This is a genomic window from Alteromonas macleodii (genome assembly GCF_903772925.1).
In the GTDB taxonomy this organism is placed as follows: Bacteria; Pseudomonadota; Gammaproteobacteria; order Enterobacterales; family Alteromonadaceae; genus Alteromonas; species Alteromonas macleodii_A.
The window spans coordinates 3,231,063-3,254,831 of sequence record NZ_LR812090.1; the positions used below are offsets into that span (position 1 = coordinate 3,231,063).

General features: G+C 42.9%; 15 protein-coding genes. 6 read left to right on the forward strand and 9 right to left on the reverse strand.

Translation table 11 applies throughout. From position 1 onward, the window contains the following. Positions 1 to 62: 62 nt before the first annotated feature. Entirely contained in the window at positions 63 to 968 is a 906-nt protein-coding gene (locus PCAR9_RS13970; protein ID WP_179984119.1) for a DUF350 domain-containing protein, read from the reverse strand. A 273-nt stretch (positions 969 to 1,241) separates the two neighbouring features. Here PCAR9_RS13970 and glnE point away from each other — a divergent pair, with 273 nt between their 5' ends. After that, positions 1,242 to 4,154 (forward strand): bifunctional [glutamate--ammonia ligase]-adenylyl-L-tyrosine phosphorylase/[glutamate--ammonia-ligase] adenylyltransferase, encoded by a 2,913-nt coding sequence (gene glnE, locus PCAR9_RS13975; protein WP_179984120.1) that lies wholly within the window; start codon positions 1,242 to 1,244, stop codon positions 4,152 to 4,154. A gap of 13 nt (positions 4,155 to 4,167) precedes the next feature. On the opposite strand, the gene PCAR9_RS13980 is transcribed toward glnE, so the two are convergent. The 7 genes from PCAR9_RS13980 to PCAR9_RS14010 all read right to left on the reverse strand — a co-directional run bounded on the left by PCAR9_RS13980 (position 4,168) and on the right by PCAR9_RS14010 (position 11,390). After that, positions 4,168 to 4,785, reverse strand: a complete 618-nt coding sequence (locus tag PCAR9_RS13980) for a TcpQ domain-containing protein (RefSeq protein WP_179984121.1) — start codon at positions 4,783 to 4,785, stop codon at positions 4,168 to 4,170. 299 nt (positions 4,786 to 5,084) lie between these two features. Then, positions 5,085 to 6,020, reverse strand: a complete 936-nt coding sequence (gene lpxL / locus PCAR9_RS13985) for an LpxL/LpxP family Kdo(2)-lipid IV(A) lauroyl/palmitoleoyl acyltransferase (protein WP_179984122.1) — start codon at positions 6,018 to 6,020, stop codon at positions 5,085 to 5,087. Between the two features lie 225 nt (positions 6,021 to 6,245). Next, on the reverse strand, positions 6,246 to 6,503 hold the full coding sequence (locus PCAR9_RS13990; RefSeq protein ID WP_179984123.1) for a DUF3081 family protein: 258 nt from the start codon (positions 6,501 to 6,503) through the stop codon (positions 6,246 to 6,248). Positions 6,504 to 6,574: 71 nt separating this feature from the next. Next, the gene (locus PCAR9_RS13995) at positions 6,575 to 7,105 is read right to left on the reverse strand and encodes a hypothetical protein (protein WP_179984124.1); all 531 of its coding nucleotides are present in this window, start codon (positions 7,103 to 7,105) and stop codon (positions 6,575 to 6,577) included. Between the two features lie 13 nt (positions 7,106 to 7,118). Continuing rightward, positions 7,119 to 8,303 carry a hypothetical protein gene (locus tag PCAR9_RS14000; protein ID WP_179984125.1) on the reverse strand — a complete coding sequence of 395 codons (1,185 nt, stop codon included), beginning with the start codon at positions 8,301 to 8,303 and terminating at the stop codon, positions 7,119 to 7,121. Then, a complete protein-coding gene (locus tag PCAR9_RS14005) occupies positions 8,300 to 9,094 on the reverse strand; it encodes an outer membrane lipoprotein-sorting protein (protein ID WP_179984126.1) in 795 nt (264 codons plus the stop codon). Before PCAR9_RS14005 ends, PCAR9_RS14000 begins: the two co-directional genes overlap by 4 nt. A 1-nt stretch (position 9,095) precedes the next feature. Further along, a complete protein-coding gene (locus PCAR9_RS14010) occupies positions 9,096 to 11,390 on the reverse strand; it encodes an efflux RND transporter permease subunit (RefSeq protein ID WP_179984127.1) in 2,295 nt (764 codons plus the stop codon). Positions 11,391 to 11,650: 260 nt separating this feature from the next. On the opposite strand from PCAR9_RS14010, the gene PCAR9_RS14015 reads away from it, so the two are divergent. Both PCAR9_RS14015 and PCAR9_RS14020 read left to right on the forward strand, forming a co-directional pair. Next, positions 11,651 to 13,900 (forward strand): acyl-CoA dehydrogenase, encoded by a 2,250-nt coding sequence (locus tag PCAR9_RS14015; protein WP_179984128.1) that lies wholly within the window; start codon positions 11,651 to 11,653, stop codon positions 13,898 to 13,900. A gap of 156 nt (positions 13,901 to 14,056) precedes the next feature. Then, a complete protein-coding gene (locus PCAR9_RS14020; RefSeq protein WP_179984129.1) occupies positions 14,057 to 14,764 on the forward strand; it encodes a transporter substrate-binding domain-containing protein in 708 nt (235 codons plus the stop codon). A gap of 118 nt (positions 14,765 to 14,882) precedes the next feature. On the opposite strand, the gene PCAR9_RS14025 is transcribed toward PCAR9_RS14020, so the two are convergent. Further along, positions 14,883 to 17,393, reverse strand: coding sequence for a TonB-dependent receptor (locus PCAR9_RS14025; RefSeq protein ID WP_179984130.1), 2,511 nt, complete (start codon positions 17,391 to 17,393; stop codon positions 14,883 to 14,885). A gap of 490 nt (positions 17,394 to 17,883) precedes the next feature. Between PCAR9_RS14025 and PCAR9_RS14030 the strand changes: the two genes are divergently transcribed. The 3 genes from PCAR9_RS14030 to PCAR9_RS14040 all read left to right on the forward strand — a co-directional run bounded on the left by PCAR9_RS14030 (position 17,884) and on the right by PCAR9_RS14040 (position 23,716). Then, positions 17,884 to 19,902, forward strand: coding sequence for a putative bifunctional diguanylate cyclase/phosphodiesterase (locus PCAR9_RS14030; RefSeq protein ID WP_179984131.1), 2,019 nt, complete (start codon positions 17,884 to 17,886; stop codon positions 19,900 to 19,902). A 5-nt stretch (positions 19,903 to 19,907) separates the two neighbouring features. Next, positions 19,908 to 20,486: a thymidine kinase gene (locus PCAR9_RS14035; protein WP_179984132.1), complete on the forward strand. Its 579-nt coding sequence runs from the start codon at positions 19,908 to 19,910 to the stop codon at positions 20,484 to 20,486. 326 nt (positions 20,487 to 20,812) lie between these two features. Continuing rightward, positions 20,813 to 23,716, forward strand: coding sequence for a TonB-dependent receptor (locus PCAR9_RS14040; RefSeq protein WP_179984133.1), 2,904 nt, complete (start codon positions 20,813 to 20,815; stop codon positions 23,714 to 23,716). Positions 23,717 to 23,769: the final 53 nt, after the last annotated feature.

Genomic DNA, 23,769 nt, shown 5'->3' on the forward strand with positions numbered 1-23,769 from the left:
GAGAGCGCTAAAGGCGGAATATTTTGAATGCTTAGTTTGTAAAAAACTCTCAAATTGCTGAACTAGCCTCCCAAAACTCCATTGATGATCATGGCGTTACCGATGCTTAACGTAAAACCTAACGCCGCTACACCTACATTGTGCTGATGGTCCACTTCTCGGCGGAAGTTCATACCAAAAAGTATTATTTTTTTATTCACTAGAACCAGCAAATGAAGTGCGATAGCCAAACCTACACTCACAATTAACCACCCCGTTACATTACTCACATAGCCTGATGGATTGTAGATGAGTAAGTTCTTAGCTGCTGAAACGATCATAGCTGTACCAAGCAGGTTACCACTATGTTCGATAGCGAGCGCTAACTGCCCTTTTTCTAGCGCCCCTTGAAACGAGTCATTTTGGTTATCCCGTGCGTATCTGAACTCTAAAATCCGCGTCATCACTAGTAGCATGGTCAGGACTACGGTAAAACCCGTTACAATGGCAATCAGCGCATTCATGTCGCTGCCATCAACCCATATCATAATATTGCGTAGCACTATTGCACTGGCTACTAAGCTTGCAGCATCAACAAGCGCCACACTAACGCTACGCTCGGCAATCATTGTGTGGGTGTCTAGTTTGTTAAGTACGAGTTTATCGTGTGCAAAGCGCCCAAATTTCACTAACATGATCCCCACAAAACCAAAAGTCACCATGCCAATGGCCGCTTCTTGGTAGCCTACGCCTATATGACGTCCCACTACTGAACTCAATACAATACATAAAGACAACATACCCCCGGCAATGCTTATGCCAAACGCAAAGTTATCTTTAACACCAAGTTCTTCAGTTACCGAGTAATTTCTAAATGCGCCAGTCAGCCATTTCATAATCATGAGTAGCACCAACGCTATTGCCACATCCATGGCAAGGTAAATCAATAGTTCCTGCGTTAGAGGTACTAGTTTTAATAAGGCTTCCACGTTATCTTTGCTCCTTGAACATACGAAGTTCATTGCTGAGTGCCCTTCTGTAATCAGTATTGTTGTAGTAATAACAATTGAGGCAGCAGCATCCATCCTTGCTAAATGGTTACAAGGATGACAGCGAACTTGTTCAGATTTATTTCAATAAATGCCCGAAGAAGTCACCGTCGCTGTCCAAGACGGTAAAACTCAACAGGCTATGAATACTTTTAATAAAAATGAGAGTATTCATTATTTTACATAAATGTTATCTCTTAAGACGCGAGCATTATGCCAATAGACAACGAAAATAGCATGACAAACCTAGAGCAAGCCGAAAAATTATGGCAGCAGTTGCTAGATTCACCTGCCTTGACGGAAACCGATCGAGTCATAGCAGAAAAACACCGTGAAGCACTTTTAAACGCTTTTGCTCGCTCCGCTTTCCTAGCTAACACACTAATACAAAAGCCTGAGTTTACTTCCAGAGTCGTCGAGCCTTTGTCTAATTTTACCGATTTTGACTCAACTATTAGTCATTTCAGCACTGAATTAAAGATAAAACTTGAAGCACTCAAGAGCGAAGACGAATTACTAAAAGTGCTTCGTGAATATCGCAATCAAGAAATGGCACGTATCACCTTCTTAGATGTGCTCAACAAACAGAATATTGAAGACTCACTTGCACAAGTTTCTGCATTAGCGGATGCGCTGATAACTAGCGCCTACCATTGGATTTACCAAAACTTAGCTCAACGCTATGGCACTCCGAAGAGCAACAACCAAGATATGCACATGTACATTCTTGGTATGGGCAAACTTGGTGGGCGAGAACTCAACTTTTCGTCAGACATTGACTTGATATTCGCTTACCCAGAAAAAGGAGAAACTAGCGGAGGCAAAAAAGCGCTAGAACATCAGCAGTTTTTTACCAAGCTAGCCCAAAAGCTTATTCAAGCGCTGAACAAAGTTACTAATGATGGGCAAGTCTACCGTGTGGATATGCGCTTACGTCCGTTTGGGGATTCCGGTCCCCTTGTAATGCATTTCGCTGCGCTTGAGGACTACTATCAGGACCAAGGCAGGCACTGGGAACGCTTTGCCATGGTTAAAGCACGGGTTATTAATGATGATAATTCAGATAATGCTTCGTGGCTAAAAGGCATTCTTCACCCGTTTACGTATAGGCGTTATTTAGACTTCACCACGCTAGATGCGCTGCGCAATATGAAAAAGCTTATCGCTACAGAAATTCGCAGGCGACGTTTGAGCAACAATATTAAACTGGGTGCTGGCGGGATTCGAGAAGTTGAGTTTTTTGCCCAAAGTTTTCAGCTTATCCATGGCGGTCGTGAACCCGCGCTACAAAGTAAGTCTTTACTTCACACGTTAGATGTTTTGAGCGAATTAGACATTGTAGAAAGCGAAGTAACAAAGCAGCTTAAACAAGACTATTTGTTCTTAAGAAAAGTAGAACATACATTACAACAAAGCCAAGACCGTCAAACTCAAACATTGCCCGACGAACCGTGGCAACAAGATGCGCTGATTGATGTTATGGGTTTTGCTGATTATAGCGACTTTTTGACTCATTTAGACGAAGTGATGAGTCGCATACACGGTCATTTCAACGAATTAGTTGAAGAATGCCATGACACACATTCAGATGAAGACCAGCTTTTCATTGCTTGCCAAGACGCCTGGCGCCTTTCACTGCAAGAAGATGAGTTTACTGAAACGTTTAGTGACAATCTTTCCGGTAAAGAAAGTAGTCAAATCTACACCATTCTCGTCGCCTTTAAAGACAAGCAACGAAACTACCGCATAGGTCAAAGAGGAGAAGATACCCTTAATAAACTTCTTCCAGAAATTTTATACGTATTAATTAAGCAGCACCCCAATCACACAGCGCAGGTGTTGAGCCGATTATTAGGCGTCATTGAAGCAATTACAGGTCGCACAACATATCTTGATCTTTTGCTTGAAAACCCGGATGTGCTTAAGCAGTTGGTAAGGCTTTGCGAAAGAAGCGACTGGATAGCCCAGGAAATTAGACGATTCCCACTATTATTAGATGAACTGCTCACCCCACTCTATTTAGGGCAGCAGAATACTGACATCAAAACCAGCAAGCAGGAATATCAGACCGAGCTACGCGAGACCATGCTCCGTATAGAGCAAGACGACGTGGAAATGTTGATGGATGGACTTAGACAGTTCAAACTTTGCCAACAGCTTCGTATTGCTGCCAGCGACATCAGTGAATCCCTACCCATTAATAACGTTAGCGATAAACTCACCGTTCTAGCAGAGGTTATCTTAGAGCACGTCGTTAATGCAGCATGGATGCAAATGCGACAGCGCTTCGGCGTTCCTTTGCACCTTGAGGGTAATGATAAAGGCTTTGCCGTTATTGGCTACGGTAAATTAGGCGGTTATGAGCTGGGGTATGGGTCGGATTTAGATTTAGTTTTTATACACAATGCGCCCCGTTCAAGTAGTACAGACGGTAAAAAATCGATTGAGGCACAACAGTTTTATATTAAGTTGGCCCAACGCATTATGCACCTCCTCAATACTAAAACACTGTTTGGTCAGCTGTACGAAACTGACTTGCGTTTGCGCCCTTCTGGTAACGCAGGGCTATTGTGCTGTCACATAAACGGTTTCGAAAAATATCAAGTTGAGGAAGCTTGGACATGGGAACACCAGGCGCTGGTGAGAGCAAGAGCTATCTGCGGCGACACATCACTATTGAACGACTTTTCACAGGTAAGGCATTCAATTCTCAGTCAATCTAGAGACCTTCAAACACTGTCACAAGATGTCTGCAAAATGCGGATAAAAATGCGTGAACACTTACTGGTTAAAAATAATGAAAAAGTAGATTTGAAACAGTGTGAAGGCGGTATTACTGACATTGAATTTATTGCGCAATACCTTGTATTAGCACACGCTTGTACTGTGAAAGCAATGACTGAGTACCCAGATAACCTTAGAATTTTCGATGTGGCAGCCAGCGCGAACATTATTGATACGCCAACAGCACAAAAACTTCAAAAGGCGTACCTGCGGCTTCGTGAGCAATATCACCACCTCACTCTGGCAGACACCAAGTACGCTGACCAAAGTGAAGAGTTAGATATTATACGCGAGCAAGTGAGGCAACACTGGGATACATTATTTGGCAGGCTCAGTGACTGAGCCTGCAAACGAGCTACCCGCGAACCCGGCGACATTGATTTTTTAGAAAATCGGTCTCTTGAGCTGTAACAACTAAAGAGCGCTGCTCTGCACATAGATAAGCTTGAACTTCGCCTTCGAAACTACTGTCGATGGCGCTTGCTATTTTAGCTAAAGAACCGGCAACTGTGTTGTCTAATTGAAATTGATGCTTAATAACAAAGTCTTGTTCCAAATTCCAAATTAACTGCATCCCTTCCGCTTGAGCATATTGTGAAATAGCCTCGCGAAGCGTGTTGCCTTCTTTGAAGGTTCGGTATTTGTGTTCGCCAGTCCAGTTCTTGTCAACCGGACGCGTTTGACTGGACATATTTGCTAACTTGCTGTCTAGGTTAGGATCTACTCCGGCAATATCAAGCACGAAATCACCCTGTTCATCCTCTAATGGGTCAGTTGAAGACATACGAAAGTCACGGTAAAACTCGCTAAGGCCCTTTGAAACAGATTTCTCTTCTTTTTGTGATGCAGGTGTAGGTGACTGTTCGTGTGTCTGTAGCATATAAATCAGTACGCCTGCGGCAATAACAAGCACTACCGCAATACCTATCTGCTTTGCCCAAAATGAAGAGCTTGAATAACTCGTCTGTCCCATAACCTACCAATCTGTAAATACACTTAAACAAGTTCGAAGCGTTTTTAACGCAGCTCGAACCAACCCGATTTGTTTATATTAGACGAATCGGCTCTAATACGCCTTTATCCTATTTATCTATTTTTGTAAGAGCAAACAGGTTGCGGTCAATCACGATATAAGCAATGGTTATGCACTTTAGTCACCTATTGCCAGGTTACAAAACTCAACACTCTGCCAAATGTTGTCAAATCTCACGCTATAATTATGCTCAACCACTGTGCGTACTTTTTTCGTTAAATTGGCTTTCAGTTTAGCGCTTACAATGACTTATAGAGAGATTCTGGATTATTCTCAGGGCGTGTTTTGAAACGCTTGTGCATCCATAAATAGCTCTCTGGTTGCTCCTTCACTGCGCTATCAACGTGTTGATTTAAAAGAGTTAAAGCCTCTGCATCTTCCATTGCACCAAGTTCAGAAAGTGGTGGGTATATTTTTATCTTATAGCCGCGTTTGGTGTATTGAGACGTTATGATCATAGGTTCAGAGTTTGTGCGCCTTATAAACATAAGCGTCGCCGTTGTTGTAGCCGTTTCTTTTACGCCACCAAATGGCACAAAAATGCTCTGCCTAGGGCCGTAATCTTGGTCGGGCAGATACAGGCATAACTCTTTATCATCAAGTGCTGCAATAAGCGCCTTAGCATTTCGTTTATCAATCATGTATTTATTAGAGCGGTTGCGCCCGTGATACTGAAGATAATCGACTAACGGGTTGTTGTGCTTTCTGTAAAAGGCAATACTAGGGTGGTAAAAACCTATGCCACGACACGCAAACTCTAAGTTCATATTATGTAGCGCCATACCAAAAACGCCTTTGCCTTCAGCAAGGGCAGCTTCCACATGTTCAGTGCCCTCTATTTCAATAGCGCGTTTGACCCGCCAGTCAGGCCACCACCACCCCATGGCGGTTTCGAACAGTGCCATACCTGTTCTACGTATGTTTTCTTTATAAAGTGCTTCAATTTCACTTTCAGACAATGACGGGTTCCAAAGTTGTAAATTTCGTTTTGCAACTTTCGCTCGTTTAGGCACAACAAGAGCAATCAGCTTTCCTGTGCCGCCCCCAATAGTGCGGATAACAGGTAATGGTAGCCAAGTAATAGCATATAGAATAAAAACGCCCAACCAAACGGGCCAGAACTTAGGGCCAAGAAATGCCAATTTAAACTTAGGAGCTTTAATTGCCGCCGCCAATGTATATTTCCTATTAAGTGAAGTGGGCGGCATTGTAGCAGAAGGTTTTTAGCGGGGCTAATTGGGCCAGTTAACCAACAGGATGATTGGGATAAAAGGGAACAAAAAAGACGTAAGGCAGGCAGTGACAGGATTAAATTATTCGCTAAATATCACCACCTAGCCTATGCGTTTACACAATTGTCTGTTTTAGCTTGCTGTAGCAAAAATGAAAGGAGCCGTTACTCAGAACTCTTTATCAATTTCCTTTAGTTTCTTCTCAAAAGATTCGTACTGATCTTTTGAATCATAATCAAAGTGATACTGATTATGAAAACCAAACTGGAGCTTCACATTCACGTCTTCAATGTACAGCGTATACCCGTCATGGTCAGTAAAAGCAGTTATCCCTTTAAGCTTATACTGTTCGTTTTCTTTTGCACCATGTTGGCGAATCTTATCGAAAACTTGAAGTAAGAACTTGCTGTCTAATTCGTTTTTCATTGTAAATCCATAGTTGTGAATTTACTTACTTTTACATCAACAAGCGGCTTTTGGATTTAAAATACTAAAGATCAATTGAAGTTATATCTGAAACCGACGTTAACCATATTTGTAGAAAAGCTGTCTTCACCCGTCATATGAACATATTCTAAGCGAATCATAGAGCTAAGGCCGACATAATAGTCAAACCCTAAACCAGCGATTCCAGCTGCAATGCTTTCCGAAGCTCGGCATTGCGTAACAACCCCAGCGTCAGAACACTCTGAAGAAAGATCCACATCTACTTTAGCAATACCTAGTTTGTAGAATAACTCCCCTGTGCCACCACTCGCCTTACCTAAGAGAGCAAGATAGAGGGCATCGCCCTTATTGTCATTCTCATTTTTTTCATAGTCAAAAAGACTGATATAACCAGCTTCCGCGTACCATTGCCTATGTATTTGTTTACCGAAGGCAAGGCTATAAGCAAATTCGCTGTCGCTTGTGGTTGACGCTTCGAAGTCGTTATAAGCTACCGTAGCTAATCCATAAGTTTTAGGTGCAGCATTCGCTTGAGAAACTCCAAGCGCCATCGCACCAAGCATCCATAAAAACCGATTCATCTATTTTTTTCCCTCAAAAATAGTACTCTAGTGAAAATTCTATATGGTCATCTCTTCTTAAGAAAAAGAAGGGGTCATCTTGGTCATCAGATGAGAAAAAATACCCATCTAACGACCATCGCCAGTTCGCTGACAATCTACTACTTGCTTCGATATAGGCAGAGTACGTTGACGTAGCATCTAAGTCTTTTACAAACCCCACAAGTATTTCACTACCGGCAATATCGTTAGCCATAATACGCAAACCAAGCATTACATCATTCTGAGCTATAGCAAAGAAGTTATCGTCCCGCTCATCATATTGATACTCAGCTAAATAACCAAGACCATACCTGCTGCCAAATACACCTTCCTGAGTATACTCGAACCCAGCAACCAGTGCCGCAAAGTCTTCAGACTGCCCCTGTCTATAAATACTTTCCATTTTGAGCAGCCATGCTCCGCTAACCTTAAGTAAATCTAAACCTACTTGTTCTATCTGAGCGTAATATGGATTTATAGACAGTATTCCTGAATCGGAAACTTGTGTAATTAGTTCAGGTTCCCTTGTGGTACCGGAAAAATACGAAAGCCCTACTTCCCAGTCATCGATCGAAGATTGCCACCTAAGCGCGTAATCAAGGTTACTCTCTTCACTTGCTGATTCGTAAATAGCATCTGAAATCGCCAATGGCGGGCGAAGCCTTCCCTCAGTACTTTGAAACGTTCGCTCGCGGAAATAGGGCAATACGAAAACTGAAAAATTCCCATATTCTGTAAAATATGAAACGTTCACCATAGGTTGGCCTAACTTGGCTTCACCATCTACAGACTCTACCGAATCGGTTTGGTTGATAATGTCCACGAGGTGCACAGATTCAGTTTGCCCCCAAAACACCTTACCTATGCCAATCTTAGTTTCCCAAGTATCTCTGTAATGCGCCCACTGCAATTCTCTAATATCGCCATGGGTGCGTTCACTATCGTGCTCATCCACACGATAAAAAGGATTGAAAATTAGCGTATCTTGGCCATCGTTGAACTCAGCATAGATTTCGGGAGAAAGATACGCTGAAGCATACGTACGCTCTTGCTGCGGATACAACGAATCCTGCAAATAATAACGCAAATCAAGGCCTGCAGAGCCGGTGAATTCTGCAGAATTGGCGAAAGAGGTAAAGTTAATAATTAGTGACAGTGCAACCGCTTTTCTAATCATCGAGCTCTCTTTAATCTGTTTTTGTCGAAGTCACTTTCTTGTAAATCTGTGTCGAACGTTAATTCTTCGGTAATCAAAGACGTCGACTTCTTAGTTTGTACATTTCGCATCAAGCTTTTCATAGGACGCCAAAATTTGTTTTTGTATTGTTTGTAATCAGACAAATAAAGCGTTTTTAACAACGACTCTTTACGGTCAAAAAACTCAACTTTCTGAACACGATAATGTGATTTATCTATCCAAACTTTTTGATAAGAGTATCCCGAGAAATCATATTCTGGAACCTGCTTTAAAACGAAACAGGCCTCCCCGTTTATTTCTTCTTCTCCTAAGAATGTGTACGAAAACTTTTCCACTTCGTACGATGTCATATCTTCAAATGCAAACTCACTACCTACGAAAGGGCCGCTTTTGCTTTGCGATGATATACGCTTTACACGCTTCAACGCTGGCAAGAATATCCATTGTTCATCAGCTTCAAGCGCATGCGAGAAACTTAAAAATGCAGTGCCCTTTACATCTCTAGGAGACTCAAAAACGGTAAGTGCTTTATCTCCGTCATCTTTTACTTCCAGAGACTTAACTTCAAGTTTTCTCGTCGCTTCTTTTCCCTGCGAGTTTTTTAAAAGCATCAGAACCTTTGCCTCGTTAGCGCCCCAACCAGTATCCCTAGCCTTGCGCTCTTTAGCTATAGCGATGGCCTTTTCATCACCCTTTATCTCTGAAGCTAAACCGTAGCTAGCGGTACAACCTAATGTTGCAATCAACACTATTCGCGAGAGAAAATTCATATTAAGACTCCTTCTGGGCCGTTCTAGTGTCCTCAAGCCATGCAAGCAACGCAGGCAGGAAGATAAAATCAACAATTAATGCGGCTACGATAATAATGATTGTCAGCATACCCATATGTGCATTTAAGACAAAGCTTGATGATGCTAACACGGCAAACCCTAAGGTAAGGACAATTGTAGTCGTCGTTAAAGCCATTCCGACAGTTTCAAAGGCATAAACGACACTTTCTTTTGCGTTTAAACCTTGCTCTCTAGCGGTCTGATATTTCGTCAAAAAGTGAACGGTATCATCAACTATTATTCCCATCGTCATACTTATAACGACAGAGAGTGCCATATTTATTTCACCTGAGATAATTCCCCATACCCCAAATCCTATCGCGGCAGGCAGTAGGTTTGTAATTAAACTTATGCCACCAAGCTTTATCGACCTCAAAGCAAATAAAATGAGTATGGAAATTAAGACAAGTGCGAAAACACTTCCCCACACCATGTTTTTCATATTTCGCTCACCGATGTGGGCAAACATCAACGGTGGGCTTGCCGCTTCAATTCTATAATCGTCCGACAGACTCGCAAAATAATCTTTTGCCTCTCTCTCAAGCCTCGTTATATCGCGACTTCCCAAGTTTTTAGTAAGTGCAATTATTCGAAGTGCTGACTTATCTATATCAATTTGGTTACCAAGGTCTAACCCAAATGGCAGAGACATTTCATATAATAATAAATACTGGGATGCGAGCTCGCCGTCGGCGGGTATTACATTAAAGCTTTGGTCATCGCCATTCATGTTTCGATTCAAGCGTTTAAGCGTATCGGTAAAAGTTAAAACGTGGTTAACTTCACTTCGCTCCCGTAACCATTTAGAAAACTCCTCTATCTGCGCTAAAAAGACAGGGTCTGTGACACCGTATGATTGGTCCGTGTAAATTACGAAGTCAATATTTGACATTCCACCAAGCTTATCTTCGTTTACTTCTACAGCTTGCCTAAACGCACTACGTTCATCGAAATATTTAACCGCAACATCGTTTAATACATTATTTGTAGCAAACAGGCTTATTGCCACAATGACGAGGAACGAAATAGGCAGCAATATGCGATGGTGCCGATTAACTAAGGTTGCCCACTTCGAGAATACTGAATTATTTACCGAAACAGACGGCTTGAGAGGTCGCAGGATTAGAAGTGACGGTAATACCGTGAGTGAAAAGACACAAGCCAGCATTACACCAACCGCTGTCATGTTGCCTAAGTGAGAGAGAACAGGTACGGCAGAGAAATTTAGCATAACAAACCCTATAGCAGTAGTTATACTGGTAATGAAAATAGGCTTCTTATTTACCTCAATACTCTTTTTAATTGCATCTTTATTAGCCAACCCTTGGTTTAGGTAGTACTTCACTCCTACTATAATATGAATACAGTCTGCAACAGCAAGTGTTGTGATCATAGTCGGCGCATTTACAGTGGCAGTACTTAAATAAACTCCAAGCCAGCCTGTCAGACCTACAGTAATCGCTACAGAAAAAATCACTACCACTAATGTGAATACTGCGGCCCAAAGTGACTTTACGATCAAAGCAATCGCGATAAAAATCAACAAAAACATTAAGGGTATTAATGTTTCGGCATCTTGCTGTGCAGCCACGGCGAACGCATCGTTCATTATCACCATGCCATTTAAGTAAATGTCATGGTCGGGATATTTACTCTCAAAGTGAGATTTTATTTGTTTTGCAGCTTCGGCTATTTCAATTACTTGCTGGGTTTGATCGCCATCAGGTAACTGAATTGTCGTATCGATAACGGTAACATCTGTTGTTCTTGATATGAGTCGACCGTAGACTTCTGGACTGCGAGAAAGTACTTGAGCGATGTTCGCAATACCTTCTTTAGAGAGCTTCTCTGCAGTAATTAAATCTTCAACAATTAAATCGCCATCGTCATCGAAGGTATTTTGATAATTAGATATAGATTCAACCCTTGTAGACAAAGGTAGTTGCCATGCAGCTTCTGTTAATTCGTTTACTAGCGTAAGCGTGGACGGCTTCAGTACTTGACCGTCGCTAGGCACAACCATAAATGCAACATTTTCGCTTTTATTGAAAATGTTCTGCATTTCTTCAAATGCTAGCCGTTGTGGATCGTCAGATTCGAAAAATACTTTATAGTCCCCACGGAAATATAAGTTTTGAGCTCCGATAAGAGAAATGGCTGTGACCGCTAGGACTAAAATTAGCGTTATGACAGGGAATCTTATTGCTACTGGCGCGCTGCTAGGTGTGTGACTCATCACAGTATCCTTGGTTTTGTATAACGAAATTTTACATTGAAAACAGCAATTAACATAACCCACACAAAAATTTAATCATCAAAAATAACCGCACTTACGTATAGTTTTTTGATGCAATATGTAGCGGTTTTTCTGATAAGTCTCTGATTAACGGCAACATTAACACTAATTAACGTTTAGATTAGCGAATTTTTTTGATCTTTTGTGAATAAGGTGTAGTATTAACTAAAACAACTGGTCAGATGAGCGGATGAGTTATTATGAGTATCAGAACTAGCTTAAAAAAAGTATTACCCCCAATTTCAGTCACAGAACAAGAAGCCCTAGACGCGGGTGACGTGTGGATTGAATCTTCTATTTATCAGGGTAAGCCTGACATGCAGGCATTACGTGATATCCCTCAGGCAAAACTGAGTGCGGATGAACAAGCATTCATGGACGGTCCAGTAGCTGAATTATTGAATATGATCGATGATTTCGAGCTTGGTAACGGTAAGCACATCCCTCAAGAAGTTTTAGACTTCCTTGGTAAGAACCGTTTCTTCTCTATGATCATTCCAAAGAAATTTGGTGGTCTTGAATTCAGTCCTTATGCAAACTCGACTATCGTTGCAACAATTGCTGCGAAAAGCGGTGCAATTGCGGTAACTGTGATGGTACCTAACTCGTTAGGCCCAGGTGAGCTTCTAATGCACTACGGTACAAACGAGCAGCAAGACTACTGGCTACCTCGCCTTGCGGATGGTCGCGACATTCCTTGTTTCGCGCTAACTAGCCCAGAAGCAGGTTCAGACGCAGGTGCGATTCCAGACGCGGCTATCGTTACTAAAGGCGAATACAATGGCGAAGAAGTTCTTGGTCTTCGTGTAAGCTGGGATAAGCGCTATATTACGCTTGCTCCAATTGCGACTGTACTTGGTCTAGCATTTAAAGTATTTGACCCAGACCAACTACTTGGCGACAAATTAGAACTAGGCATTACTTGTGCCCTTCTTCCTAAGTCGCACCCAGGTGTTGAGCTAGGTAACCGCCATGACCCTATGGGCGTGCGTTTCTATAACGGTACGACTCGTGGTCAAGACGTGTTCATTCCTATGGACTTCATCATTGGTGGTCAAAAGAACATTGGTCGTGGCTGGCAGATGCTAGTGAGCTGCCTTGGGGCAGGTCGCGGTATTTCACTTCCGGCAATGGGTGTGGCTACAGCACAATCTGCATTTAAAGGCACTGTTGAGTATTCATTCGTGCGTGAGCAGTTTGGTCTTCCAATTGGTCGTTTTGAAGGTATTCAGGAAAAAATGGCAGACATCGCAGGTAAGACATTCTTACTTGAAGCGATGCGTGTATTAACCACAGAAGGTCTCGGTCTAGGCGTTAAGCCATCGGTAGTAACGGCAATTGCTAAGTACCACATGACTGAGCTAGGCCGTGACGTGATGAACTCTGCTATGGATATCCAAGCGGGTAAAGCGATTCAACGTGGTCCTCAAAATACATTAGCGGGCGGTTATGCTGCACTTCCTATCGCAATTACGGTAGAGGGCGCGAACATTCTGACTCGTAACCTGATGATCTTTGGTCAAGGTGCAATGCGTTGTCACCCTTACCTTAAAGATATGGTTGACCTTATTCACAGTAACGAAAGTTCAGCGGATGCAGAGTTCAACAAAGTACTTCGCAAAACTGTTGGCTTCAGTGTTAAGAATGCGTTCCGCAGCTTGGGTAAAGGCTACCTTCCTTTCCTACGTGAAAGCGAGTCGGCATTACCAGAAGTTCGTAAGTACGAGAAGCGTGTAAACAGCATCTCAGCAAAACTAGCGCCACTTGCTGACCTATCGCTTGCTGTACTAGGCGGTGATCTTAAGAAAGCTGAGCTTCTATCAGCGCGTCTAGGTGATGTAATGAGTTACCTATACGGCGCGATGGCAGCAATTCGTTTTTACGAGCAGCGCATTGAAGACAGAAAGCTTGCACTTCCGTATTTCGAATACGCCATGCAGTGGTCTTTACAACAAGCTGATCAGGCAATTGTTAACTTCATCAACAATTTCCCGAACACAGCAACACGTGGTCTAATGCGTCTTCTTACCAACACCTACACCAACAGTGTAGCAGGTATTAGCGATGACCTAGTGCGTGAGCTTTCAATCGCGTCTATGCAGGATAACAGCGTGAAAGATCAGCTTACTCACCTTGTTCGCGTTACGCCGGGAGACGGCAACGACATCAACGAGCAAGCGTTCAAAGCGAAGCATGCAGTGGCGCATCTTCTTGGTAAAGTGCAGAAAGCACTTCGCAAAGAGCCTGTAGTGCCGTTCATTTCTTTTGAGCATGCACTTAACAAGCTGCAGGAAAAAGGTGTGGTAACTGCTGATGAAGCAACTAAGCTTCACGACTATAACGAAAAGCGCAAGCTAGCAGTACGTGTAGACGAGTACACGTTCGATATGGAACTTGTTCCAGCGTCACAAACGCTTAAAGCAATTGATGGCGGTCAAAACGCTGCGTAAATAGTAATCATGCGGTTACATTGACATAAAGCCCTGTCACTCTTCTGGTGACAGGGCTTTTTTATGCACTCAAATCTGAGGCTCGCTCCCTTTCTATTGTTTAATTCGTGCTCTATCCTTTAGTTAATCTCATCTCTTAACGAAAGGATCTGTGCTGTGATAAAGGCGCTAGTTTTAATAAATAAAAGCGTTTCCTCTCTCTTTTTAGTTTTATCGTTATCTTTGCCGTTTTGTACCTTAGCTCATGATAATGGACAAAATTTCATCGTAGGCGAACTCAACCACCCTCGAGTGACTAGTTTCTATAAACCCCTGATACAACGCGCTTATCGAGATATTGGAATAGAAGTAACATTTGAAAAAGTTGGTGGTGAGCGAGGGCTTCGATTATTAAACGAAGGAATGACAGATGCAGATGTAATTCGTTACGATGTGGTCTCACAACCTGACAATAATATTATAATCGTCCCACCTGCCCTATCCCATGGAGCATCATTTTTACTGTGTATTAGAGGCGCACAGTGCGATAAAAACGTTATTCAAAACCCAGATAAAGCAATAGCCGTTACCACACGTTTTTTCTTCAATATGCACGTAAACCCAGATGAACTTAGCGCTAATATCTTTGAATTTGACGATTATAACCACGTCATCAGTTTATTGTTAAATGGCAGATTTGATTACGCCATTTTACCGAGTGACTATTCAGAAAAAGCCATTTTTGAGCAATCAGGGATAAAATACATTTCACTCGTAGAACATGAGTTAGTCCATGTTATTCACAAAAAGCACTCCCATTTGCTAGAACGTCTTTCCGCCGCCATAGCTAAGCAGCTTTCGCTGGAAAAAAGCAACAACACATAACACAAATAAAAACGCCCACCTCAGTATGAAGTGGGCGTTTTAAAGGCTTTGGTATTTAACGCGCTACATATTTCGCTTAGATAAAATCTAACCTTTTTAGGCGTTAAACAACCTCGTTTTAGTCAAACATATATTTGAGGGAAAGCACGGTAGTACGACCATTTAAAGGACGGGCTCGCACGTAACTGCCCACCTCAGCTGAGCCCTCTTCAGACTCTGTAATGATAAATTCGTCCGTTGCGTTGTTCACATTTAGTGATACGGAGAACTGATCGTTAACCCAATAAGTCGCAAATAAGTTGACTAGATTATAACCCTCTTGCTTAAGATCGTTGTTATCTTGAACATAGTACTCAGTCGAGCCTTGCAATGAAGCACCCACAGACCAGGTGTCAGTAACGTACTCAGGCGTAATAGTCCAAATCCAGTCTGCCTGACGGCGAGGCGTGTTACCCTCTAATGCCGGATTGTTAACATCGTCGCTAATCTCAGCATCAGTCCATGTTAAGTTACCTGAAACAATGAAGTTGTCCGTTGCGTTCCAACGCCCTTCCAACTCAAGACCAGTTGCTTCGTACTCACGCATGAAGGTCAAACCGCTTGTCACTTCAGCTTGCGTATCTTCAGTAACAGTATCAAACAAGGTAGCGTTAACCATTAGGTCTTTTGTGCCGTACTTATAGCCAATTTCGAATTGCTTGGTCGTATCGTAGCCTGACGTAGTGCTTGTTAGGCTACCGTCCGCGTTTAGTGTACCGCCAATCTGAAGTAAACGGTCAGCAATCGCTCGGCCGCCTTTTGAGTAGCGAGCGAAGAAAGTTTGGCTGTCGTTTAGAAGGTAAGAGCCACCAATAGAGTAAGACGTGTTGTTCGCACTGTAATCTACGATTTGAGAAGCCGCACCTGCGCGGTTTAGGTTAATCACACCACCGCTGATGAAACCACTGTTAGTAGCAGACGCATCTTCAATTTGCTCAATAACACCGTTACCGTTCAGATCAAAATCTGCGTTACCACCACAACAAGAGCTAATAAGTTCACCTGAAGCTTCAGTGGTATCGTGACGTACCGAAGCATCGATAAGAATGTTGTCCGATAGTTCGAAACCAAGGTTCATATAAGGGGCTTTTGTTACGTAGTTAAGATCCCATTCCCAAGAAAGGAAGCTTGCCGATAGTAAACCATCAGAGACTAGTTCAACACCATCCGCATCAGTAATTGTAAGCAACTGAGAGTTGTCACCATCAAGTGTTTGAATAAACGTCTGCCAGCTTGACCAACTTGTAGCAATATCTTGATTCGAGTAGTAGTAACCCACCGTTAGGTCGATACCGTTATCAAATTCTTTACGCAAGCTAAAATCGTTGATCATGTTGCCAAGGTCGTTGATACGCGTATCAAACTGAAGGTTTGTGAATGCTTGCCCCGTATACACTTCACCTGCGCCAGGGCCGTTGGCTAATACTACGCTTGTGCTGTCACAATTTAGCGCATTGCCATCACCGTCGGTTGCGCCATCGCAAAGTGCAGATGCAAAATTAGACACATCACCAGGGCCAGTTGGAAAACCATCAGTGAATGGCGCGATAAAGCCACCAGAGATATCAGAAATGCGGAATTTGTTTAATAGGAACAAATTCTCAGCCACTTCAAGGTCAACTTCTATGCCAAATGAATTTACTTTTGACTCGATACCGTCGCGAACATCACGGTTTTCCGGATTACCGAAGCTGTCGAAAGTAGAAATATTCGTGTTGTAAGCTGAATTCAGTGCTTGTGAGCTTGCATCGTAGCCTGGAACTGGGCCATATTCCCCGTCACCTTTCACTAACACTGGAGACGGTAAATATGTCGATACTTTGTCATCTAAGTTTTTGTAGAAGAAACGGATGTGGCCGTTATCCAGCATCTTAGTGATATTAAACTTAACTTGGCCACCTTGGTCACCGTTGTAGCCAGTTTCACGAGGGCCTTCACCGCCACGAGCAAAGCCTGCAATGTGATAATAAAGGTCGTCGCTGATTTCGCCACCGTAGCGAAAATCTAGACGGAACTCTTCGTAGTCAACACCAAATGAAGTACCGATAGCGCCGCCACCTACTTCACCAGTGTTACTGATTAAGTTGATTACACCGCCTGGAGAGTTACTCGCAAACGTTGATGCTGAACCACCACGTACTGCTTCAACATTCGCCACTGACCAGTCGTAACGTAGAAAGTTATCGGCGTTACCAAAGTTAATGTCACCATATTCTAATACTGGTAAACCGTCTTCATGAAGCTGAAGAAATTTAGAACCGCCTGTCGCTAGCGGAATACCACGAATAGTGATGTTTGCGTTACCGCCACCACCAGAAGACTCAGCGCGAATACCAGGAAGTGCGCGGAAAACTTCGGCTGTTGAACGTGGAGCGAGTTTTAAAATATCTTCCTCGTCAAATGCGCTTACAGAAACACTCGCTTCCTGCATCGTTGCACCACCAGGAGCAGCGGTTACTACGATCTGTTCAAACTTTTCTTTAGCCTTTACTTCTGTATTAGATGTTGCTGTTTCTTGCGCAACCGTAGCTCCGGTAAACGCTGTGCAAATGGCAAGAGTCAATGCGTTGAGTGTGTGATGTTTTTTCATGTTTTTCTCCGGCAATGTGTTGGAGTTGTTAAACCTAAGTAGAATCTTCCCTAAAACTAATAGGGTAATAACAACGCAACAAACTTAATCGATTAAGAATCTATAACAAAAAAACAACATTGTAAACAAGCTGTGAAATATTTACCCCAATAACTGCAAATGAAAGGGCCAATCATGTTAAAAACATTACATTGACTCGTGCAGAGAATGTACCTAAACACTAACCTCCCAACAAAATATTTCATCGATTAAGATAATTTAATAGGATAACGAAAAACTAAAGGAGTAATTTATTACTCTGTAGTTAGTCTCCAAGTCATCTCGCTGAACTTTGGTCTCATTCAAACTATCAACGAAAAAACGTACTATATTGTAGCTGTACGTAATTTTCGCGTTAATCAAAACTAGATTAATAAGTCTCTCAGACTACTACGCATTTACGTAATACCCCCTAAGCACACAATAGGCACTACCTAAAGGTTTTAGAAGATTGAATAGACATGAAGATATAATCTCTGAGGTCGAAATAGAACGAGATACCACCGACATGCTTTTAGGCAACAGTTTTGTCGGCCTTCTAATGACTATATTCGCGTTTTCAGGCCTCGTTTTTTTCTTCGAAAACGATGAGCCGTCAATTTTCACTCATAAGCTACAAGTGTGGATTGCTATGATGAGCATTTCCATCGCCCGCCTTTTAGACTCCCTTTATTGGCGAGCCAATTTAGCCGGCAAATTGTTTAACCCTCGTCCTGCCCTAATAAGGTTTTCTGTGGGCTTATACATAACTGGAACAATATGGGCCCTTTATTCAATTTTATTCTATTCATCCATGGCTACCGTAGAGCTTGCAGCAACTATGGTGGTACTCTCAGCTATGGCGGGTGGAGCAGGAACCGTACTTTCACCAAACAAAAAGCTTGTGAGTTTCTATTCTACTGCTCTTCTTGTTCCGATGTCGCTTTGTGCTGTTACAGACGAAGAAGGCAAATTCTTTATTCTAGGTGTATTAGGCTTAGTTTTTTGGTTCGGTATTTTTACGAGTGCTTTCCGTTACAACAAGTTTTTTATAAATACGCTACACCTGAAAGCAAGAAATAATAGCCTTGTAGAACAAATGAAAACAGAGCGTAGCGAGACTGAGAAAATCAATCAGTTACTTATAGCGTCCAATGAAAAGCTAGATGCCTCTAACGCTACGCTTGAAGCTGAAGTCGAACGACGAACCGCTGATCTCTACAAGCTTTCTAATAGAGACCCACTGACTAACTTACTTAACCGAAACGGCTTTTTAAAGTACCTGAATAACTTACTTGATACTACACGAGCGCTTGATAATTCATTAGCACTGTTGTTTATCGACCTAGACGGCTTTAAGCAAGTGAACGATAGCCTAGGCCATAAAATTGGAGACATAGTACTAGCGGAAATAGCTAACCGATTACGCAACTATACAGAAGAAAACCATCTCGGTAGGTGGGGAGGTGACGAGTTTGTTGCAGTTATCCCCTACGCGAATGTCGACACGGCGAAAGCCGTCGCTCACGCCATGAGAAGCGGTGTAACCGTGCCTATTATTGCAAATGATAACCAAGTAACTCTTGATGCAACAATTGGCATAGCCATGTTTCCCGAACACGGTGAGACTGCTGTTGATCTGATTCAACAAGCTGATTTAACTATGTATGATCAAAAACGCGAACAACGCGGCTCTATTGGTGTCTTCAGCCAAGCACTTCACCAAGAAATTAAACGAGAGCAACAACTTTGCGAACGTTTACGCTGCGCTATCGACAACTGCGAATTTACTGTTTTCTATCAGCCCATTATAGATGTAGCATCAAATACGCTTTCTTCAGTAGAGGCCCTGCTTAGATGGAAATGTGATGATGAAAGTATTTCTCCAGCGGTATTTATCCCGCTTGCTGAGCGCAGTGGACTTATGCCGGAAATAGGTGCTTGGGTGTTAAACCGCGCACTAATAGATCTATCGCACTGGCAATTTAAACAAAACCTCGCAATATCCATTAATGTGTCGGTCTCTCAACTGCTTGATGATAGCTTTCTTAAAACGGTAGACAACGCACTGAAGACTACCCAAATCTCTTCGGCGCGGCTTCATTTAGAAATCACAGAAAGTGTTTTTGCTAGCGATAAAGAAGTGGTAAGCGTAAAAGTTAATGAACTTGTAGCTCAAGGAATTAAAGTTTCTATTGATGATTTTGGCACAGGCTACTCATCATTGAACCGCCTACAGTCAATGCCATGCGATTTTATTAAAATTGACCGTTCTTTTGTACAGAATAGCTCTGAAGAGAGTGATACCATAATAAGAGCGACACTTTTGATGGCAAAAGAGTTTGGCTGTAAGACTATTGCAGAAGGGATTGAGACCGAAGAGCAAAAGCTTCATCTTGCTCAACTAGGTACTGATTACTTGCAAGGTTTTTACTTTGCTAAACCTATGAACGCCGGCGACCTAATCTCTTGGTATAACGAAAATTATTAATCACCATGGCTCAACTTTATTTTTATTACTCTGCAATGAATGCAGGAAAATCTACTTCTTTACTTCAATCTGCCTATAACTACCGCGAACGCGGGATGCATTCCATTATCTATACAGCTGCGCTAGATGACAGATACGGCGTTGGCAAAGTAACATCACGTATTGGTTTACAGGCCGACGCTAAGTTATACGCTAAAGGCGACGACTTATACGCGTCGATAAGTAAAGATTACGAAGCACGTAAGCCCGACTGCGTATTTATTGACGAAGCGCAATTCTTAACGAAAGCGCAAGTAAAGCAGTTGGTAGACGTAGTTGATGAACTAGGGGTCCCCGTTCTGGCTTACGGACTACGAACCGACTTTTTAGGCGAAACCTTTGAAGGCAGTCATTACTTACTGGCTTGGGCGGATAAGCTGTCGGAGTTAAAAACGGTCTGTCATTGCGGCAAAAAAGCAAGTTTTGTTGTGCGTTTGGACGAGAATGGTAATGCCGTAAAAAATGGTGACCAAGTTCAAATAGGTGGTAACGATACTTACGAATCGATGTGCCGCAAGCACTTCAAAGAGTTGGTGTGGGATTAGGCTTAAACCATCAACAATCTTGTAATACCCCCTAACCTTTCATTTCATTACAGTTTTCACTGTTAGTTGACAAACGTTCTTAAAATAGAAAGCGAGTTGCCGAAAGGGACTTGCTTTTCTACCCCCCCAGTACGCATTTTGTGAATCGCATTGGTTTATTTAAATCCATCACTTAAGCTTAGGCTTAACAACTTTCGACAAATTTCCTTCCCACTGCCTATAACGCTCAAGCATTTAAGCCCCCAACTTGCACAGCTGCTAACCTGACACTATTGTTAAACTGCTGTAAATAAAAACCATACTCAAAACACAAGCAAGGACACGGCATGAAGCACACAAACACATTTAAGCCTGCGTTAATTACCCTATCAATCTCGATAGCGCTGCACGGAGCCTCAGCAATAGCGCAAGAAGCAACAGACGAGTCACAAGTTGAAGTTATACAAGTATCAGGTATTCGAGGCTCGCTAATTCGAGCCCAAGCGGTAAAGATGGACAACGACTCTATTGTAGAAGCCATTTCAGCAGAGGACATAGGTAAGCTTCCAGACTCATCCATCGCCGAATCCTTAGCGCGATTGCCTGGCGTCTCTGGTGAACGGGTTGGAGGAAGAACGTCGGGAATATCTGTTCGAGGCTTTAAAGAAGACTTCACAGGCACTTCGCTAAATGGCCGAGAACTTATTGGTATCGGCGACAACCGTGGTGTTGAATATGACTTGTACCCTGCGGAAATAATGACAGGGGCGACTATATATAAGACGTCAGATGCGTCGCTACTTGTACAAGGTATAGGCGGTACGGTTGACCTTCAAACAGTACGTCCTTTAGCAGCGCAAGAAACATTAACCGTAACTGGCGTTTATGAACTCGGCAGTAACGATTCTGACAACCCCGAGTTTGATAACAGCGGTAATCGATTTGCCCTTTCATTTGTAGAGAAATTTGCAGACGACACCGTAGGCCTGGCGCTCGCCATCGCTTCAACCGAATCGCCAAGGAATGAAAGGAAATACGGCGTGTGGGGCTATGGTGAAAACGATGACGGACAGATACTCCCGTTTGGGTTAGACACTCAAGCCATTAGCCGTGTGCTAGAACGCGACACGATTTCAGCCATTCTGCAATGGCGTCCAACCGATAGACTAGATATTGTATTTGATGCCCTTGATATTGATTACTCTGACTCGGGTGTTATCCGCGGCTTTATTGAACCCTTTGCAGCGGCAGACGTTACCGGTAGCGGTGTTAATAGTTCAGGTACACAAGTTAACGCAAACCCTGTACTTAGGACGGACCCCGCCCAAAAAGATGGCGAGCTTCAAACCTTTGGTTTAAATATAACATACGACATAAGCGATGATTGGTCAGTAACGCTGGATGTCGCAGATAGCGAATCAAATAAACGGGACTTACGCGGCGAGTCTTACGCAGGTCTTGCCCGCTCCGGTGCGCTCAATGGGAGCCAGCTCGGTCAGCGTCAATTTGAAATGAGCGCCGATGGTATTACATTCACTGATAGTAGCGGCCTGGATGCATTTTCTGACCCAGCCTTATTGCAGCTCGCTGGCCCTCAGGTCTGGGGGGGCGGAATGGCCAATATTGCCGACCAATTTGCTACTGATGTCCTGCAAGCAAACGGCCAACCCTACAGCTACTTCAATGCGCAAGACGGCTTTTTGAACTTCGCCGATTTTGAAGAAGAGTTGACCACCGTGCGCTTTGAAGCGGTAGGCTATGTTGAATGGAGTATTTTCAATACCTTTACTGTAGGTATTAACTACAGCGATAGATACAAAGCAAAAGATAACAAAGGGTTCTTCGCCACAGCTTCATCTTATCCCTTTTCAGGTGCTATTCCCGAGCAATACCTATATAACGGGCTCGCTGACTTAACGTGGGCGGGAATGGGCAAGGTAGTAGCGTATAACGGCTTTGCGCCATACAATGATGGCGAGTACACACTAAATGATGCCGGACTGTTAGAACCCGATCGTTTAGGCGATACATACACGGTAGATGAAGAAGTCACCACCTTTTATGCACAGTTAGACTTTGAAACCGAGTTACAGGGCTTTAATGTTAAAGGCAATGTGGGGGCTCAATATGTGCAAACTGATCAAAGCTCATCAGGTTTTATTGGTATTGTTGGACCAAACTTTGCCGTATGTGATGATGATGGTAATGGGGCTGCCGATGCCGACTGTATAATAAACGACGGCGATGACTATTCTCATTTCCTGCCAAGCTTAAACGTAAGTGTAGAGCTGAATGAAAACCGTTATTTACGCTTTGGCGCATCAAAAACGATAAGCCGTGCTCGAATCGATCAGATGAAGGCATCAGGTTTTGTGAAATTTGACCAAAATATAGAGCTGATCGCTACAGAGAACTCTGAAGAAGCGGTAAGAGAATTTGGTTCGCCGTGGTCAAAGTTTACCGGAAACCCTACCCTTCGCCCGCTTGAAGCTAATAATTTTGACTTATCTTTTGAAAACTATTTCGATGAAGAGGGTTACGTATCAGTTGCGCTTTTTTACAAAGACTTAGTCAACTGGACTCGTGACGGTAATCAGCTCATCGACTTTACAAACGACGTCACGAATGACGGTGCAAACTACTTTATTCCCGGATTTCATGACAGGGTGATAGATGTGGCAGGCAATTATGGCCCACAGGATACGCCTTATGAAGTGGGCGATTTAGTAACGCCGCCAGACCAGGGGTTCTATTCGTTCTTTGAAGATGGCCTCGAAGGTGAAATGAAAGGTATTGAGCTAACGGCCAATATTCCATTGAAAATAATGGCAGATGCGCTGGATGGCTTTGGTATTGCTGCTTCAGCAACTATTCTAGATGCTGAACTTGAAGATGGCACTGCTATCCCAGGTCAGTCAGACAATACATACAGTATAACGGCTTACTACGAAGCTAACGGGTTCGAATTCAGGGTGGCCGCGACTGACCGTTCAGAGTTTCTTACTTATCAACGTGGGGGTTCTAATAAGATTGAAGCTGCCACGCGGGATGCCGTCACTCAGGTTGATGCACAAATCAGTTATGACTTTGCAGACAGTGGCATTGCGTATTTAGAAGGGCTAAGAATATCGCTTCAGGGCGTTAACCTGACCGATGAGAAGGAAGAAACTATTGATGATGCTGGCATTTTTACGCTTCGCCGGGAATTTGGCCCTTCGTATATGCTTAATCTTAACTACGCTTTTTACTAAAAAAAGCATTTACCATATCTAAGGTTGCTTCCGGTTAATAAGGCGCACTAAAT

Bases quoted from the DNA above. Each gene is read 5' to 3' on its own strand.
- PCAR9_RS14000 (WP_179984125.1), bottom strand. From the start codon at position 8,303: ATGATTAGAAAAGCGGTTGCACTGTCACTAATTATTAACTTTACCTCT.
- PCAR9_RS14010 (WP_179984127.1), bottom strand. From the start codon at position 11,390: ATGAGTCACACACCTAGCAGCGCGCCAGTAGCAATAAGATTCCCTGTC.
- PCAR9_RS13980 (WP_179984121.1), bottom strand. From the start codon at position 4,785: ATGGGACAGACGAGTTATTCAAGCTCTTCATTTTGGGCAAAGCAGATA.
- PCAR9_RS14035 (WP_179984132.1), top strand. From the start codon at position 19,908: ATGGCTCAACTTTATTTTTATTACTCTGCAATGAATGCAGGAAAATCT.
- glnE (WP_179984120.1), top strand. From the start codon at position 1,242: ATGCCAATAGACAACGAAAATAGCATGACAAACCTAGAGCAAGCCGAA.
- PCAR9_RS13995 (WP_179984124.1), bottom strand. From the start codon at position 7,105: ATGAATCGGTTTTTATGGATGCTTGGTGCGATGGCGCTTGGAGTTTCT.
- PCAR9_RS13990 (WP_179984123.1), bottom strand. From the start codon at position 6,503: ATGAAAAACGAATTAGACAGCAAGTTCTTACTTCAAGTTTTCGATAAG.
- PCAR9_RS14040 (WP_179984133.1), top strand. From the start codon at position 20,813: ATGAAGCACACAAACACATTTAAGCCTGCGTTAATTACCCTATCAATC.
- PCAR9_RS14025 (WP_179984130.1), bottom strand. From the start codon at position 17,393: ATGAAAAAACATCACACACTCAACGCATTGACTCTTGCCATTTGCACA.
- PCAR9_RS14015 (WP_179984128.1), top strand. From the start codon at position 11,651: ATGAGTATCAGAACTAGCTTAAAAAAAGTATTACCCCCAATTTCAGTC.
- PCAR9_RS14005 (WP_179984126.1), bottom strand. From the start codon at position 9,094: ATGAATTTTCTCTCGCGAATAGTGTTGATTGCAACATTAGGTTGTACC.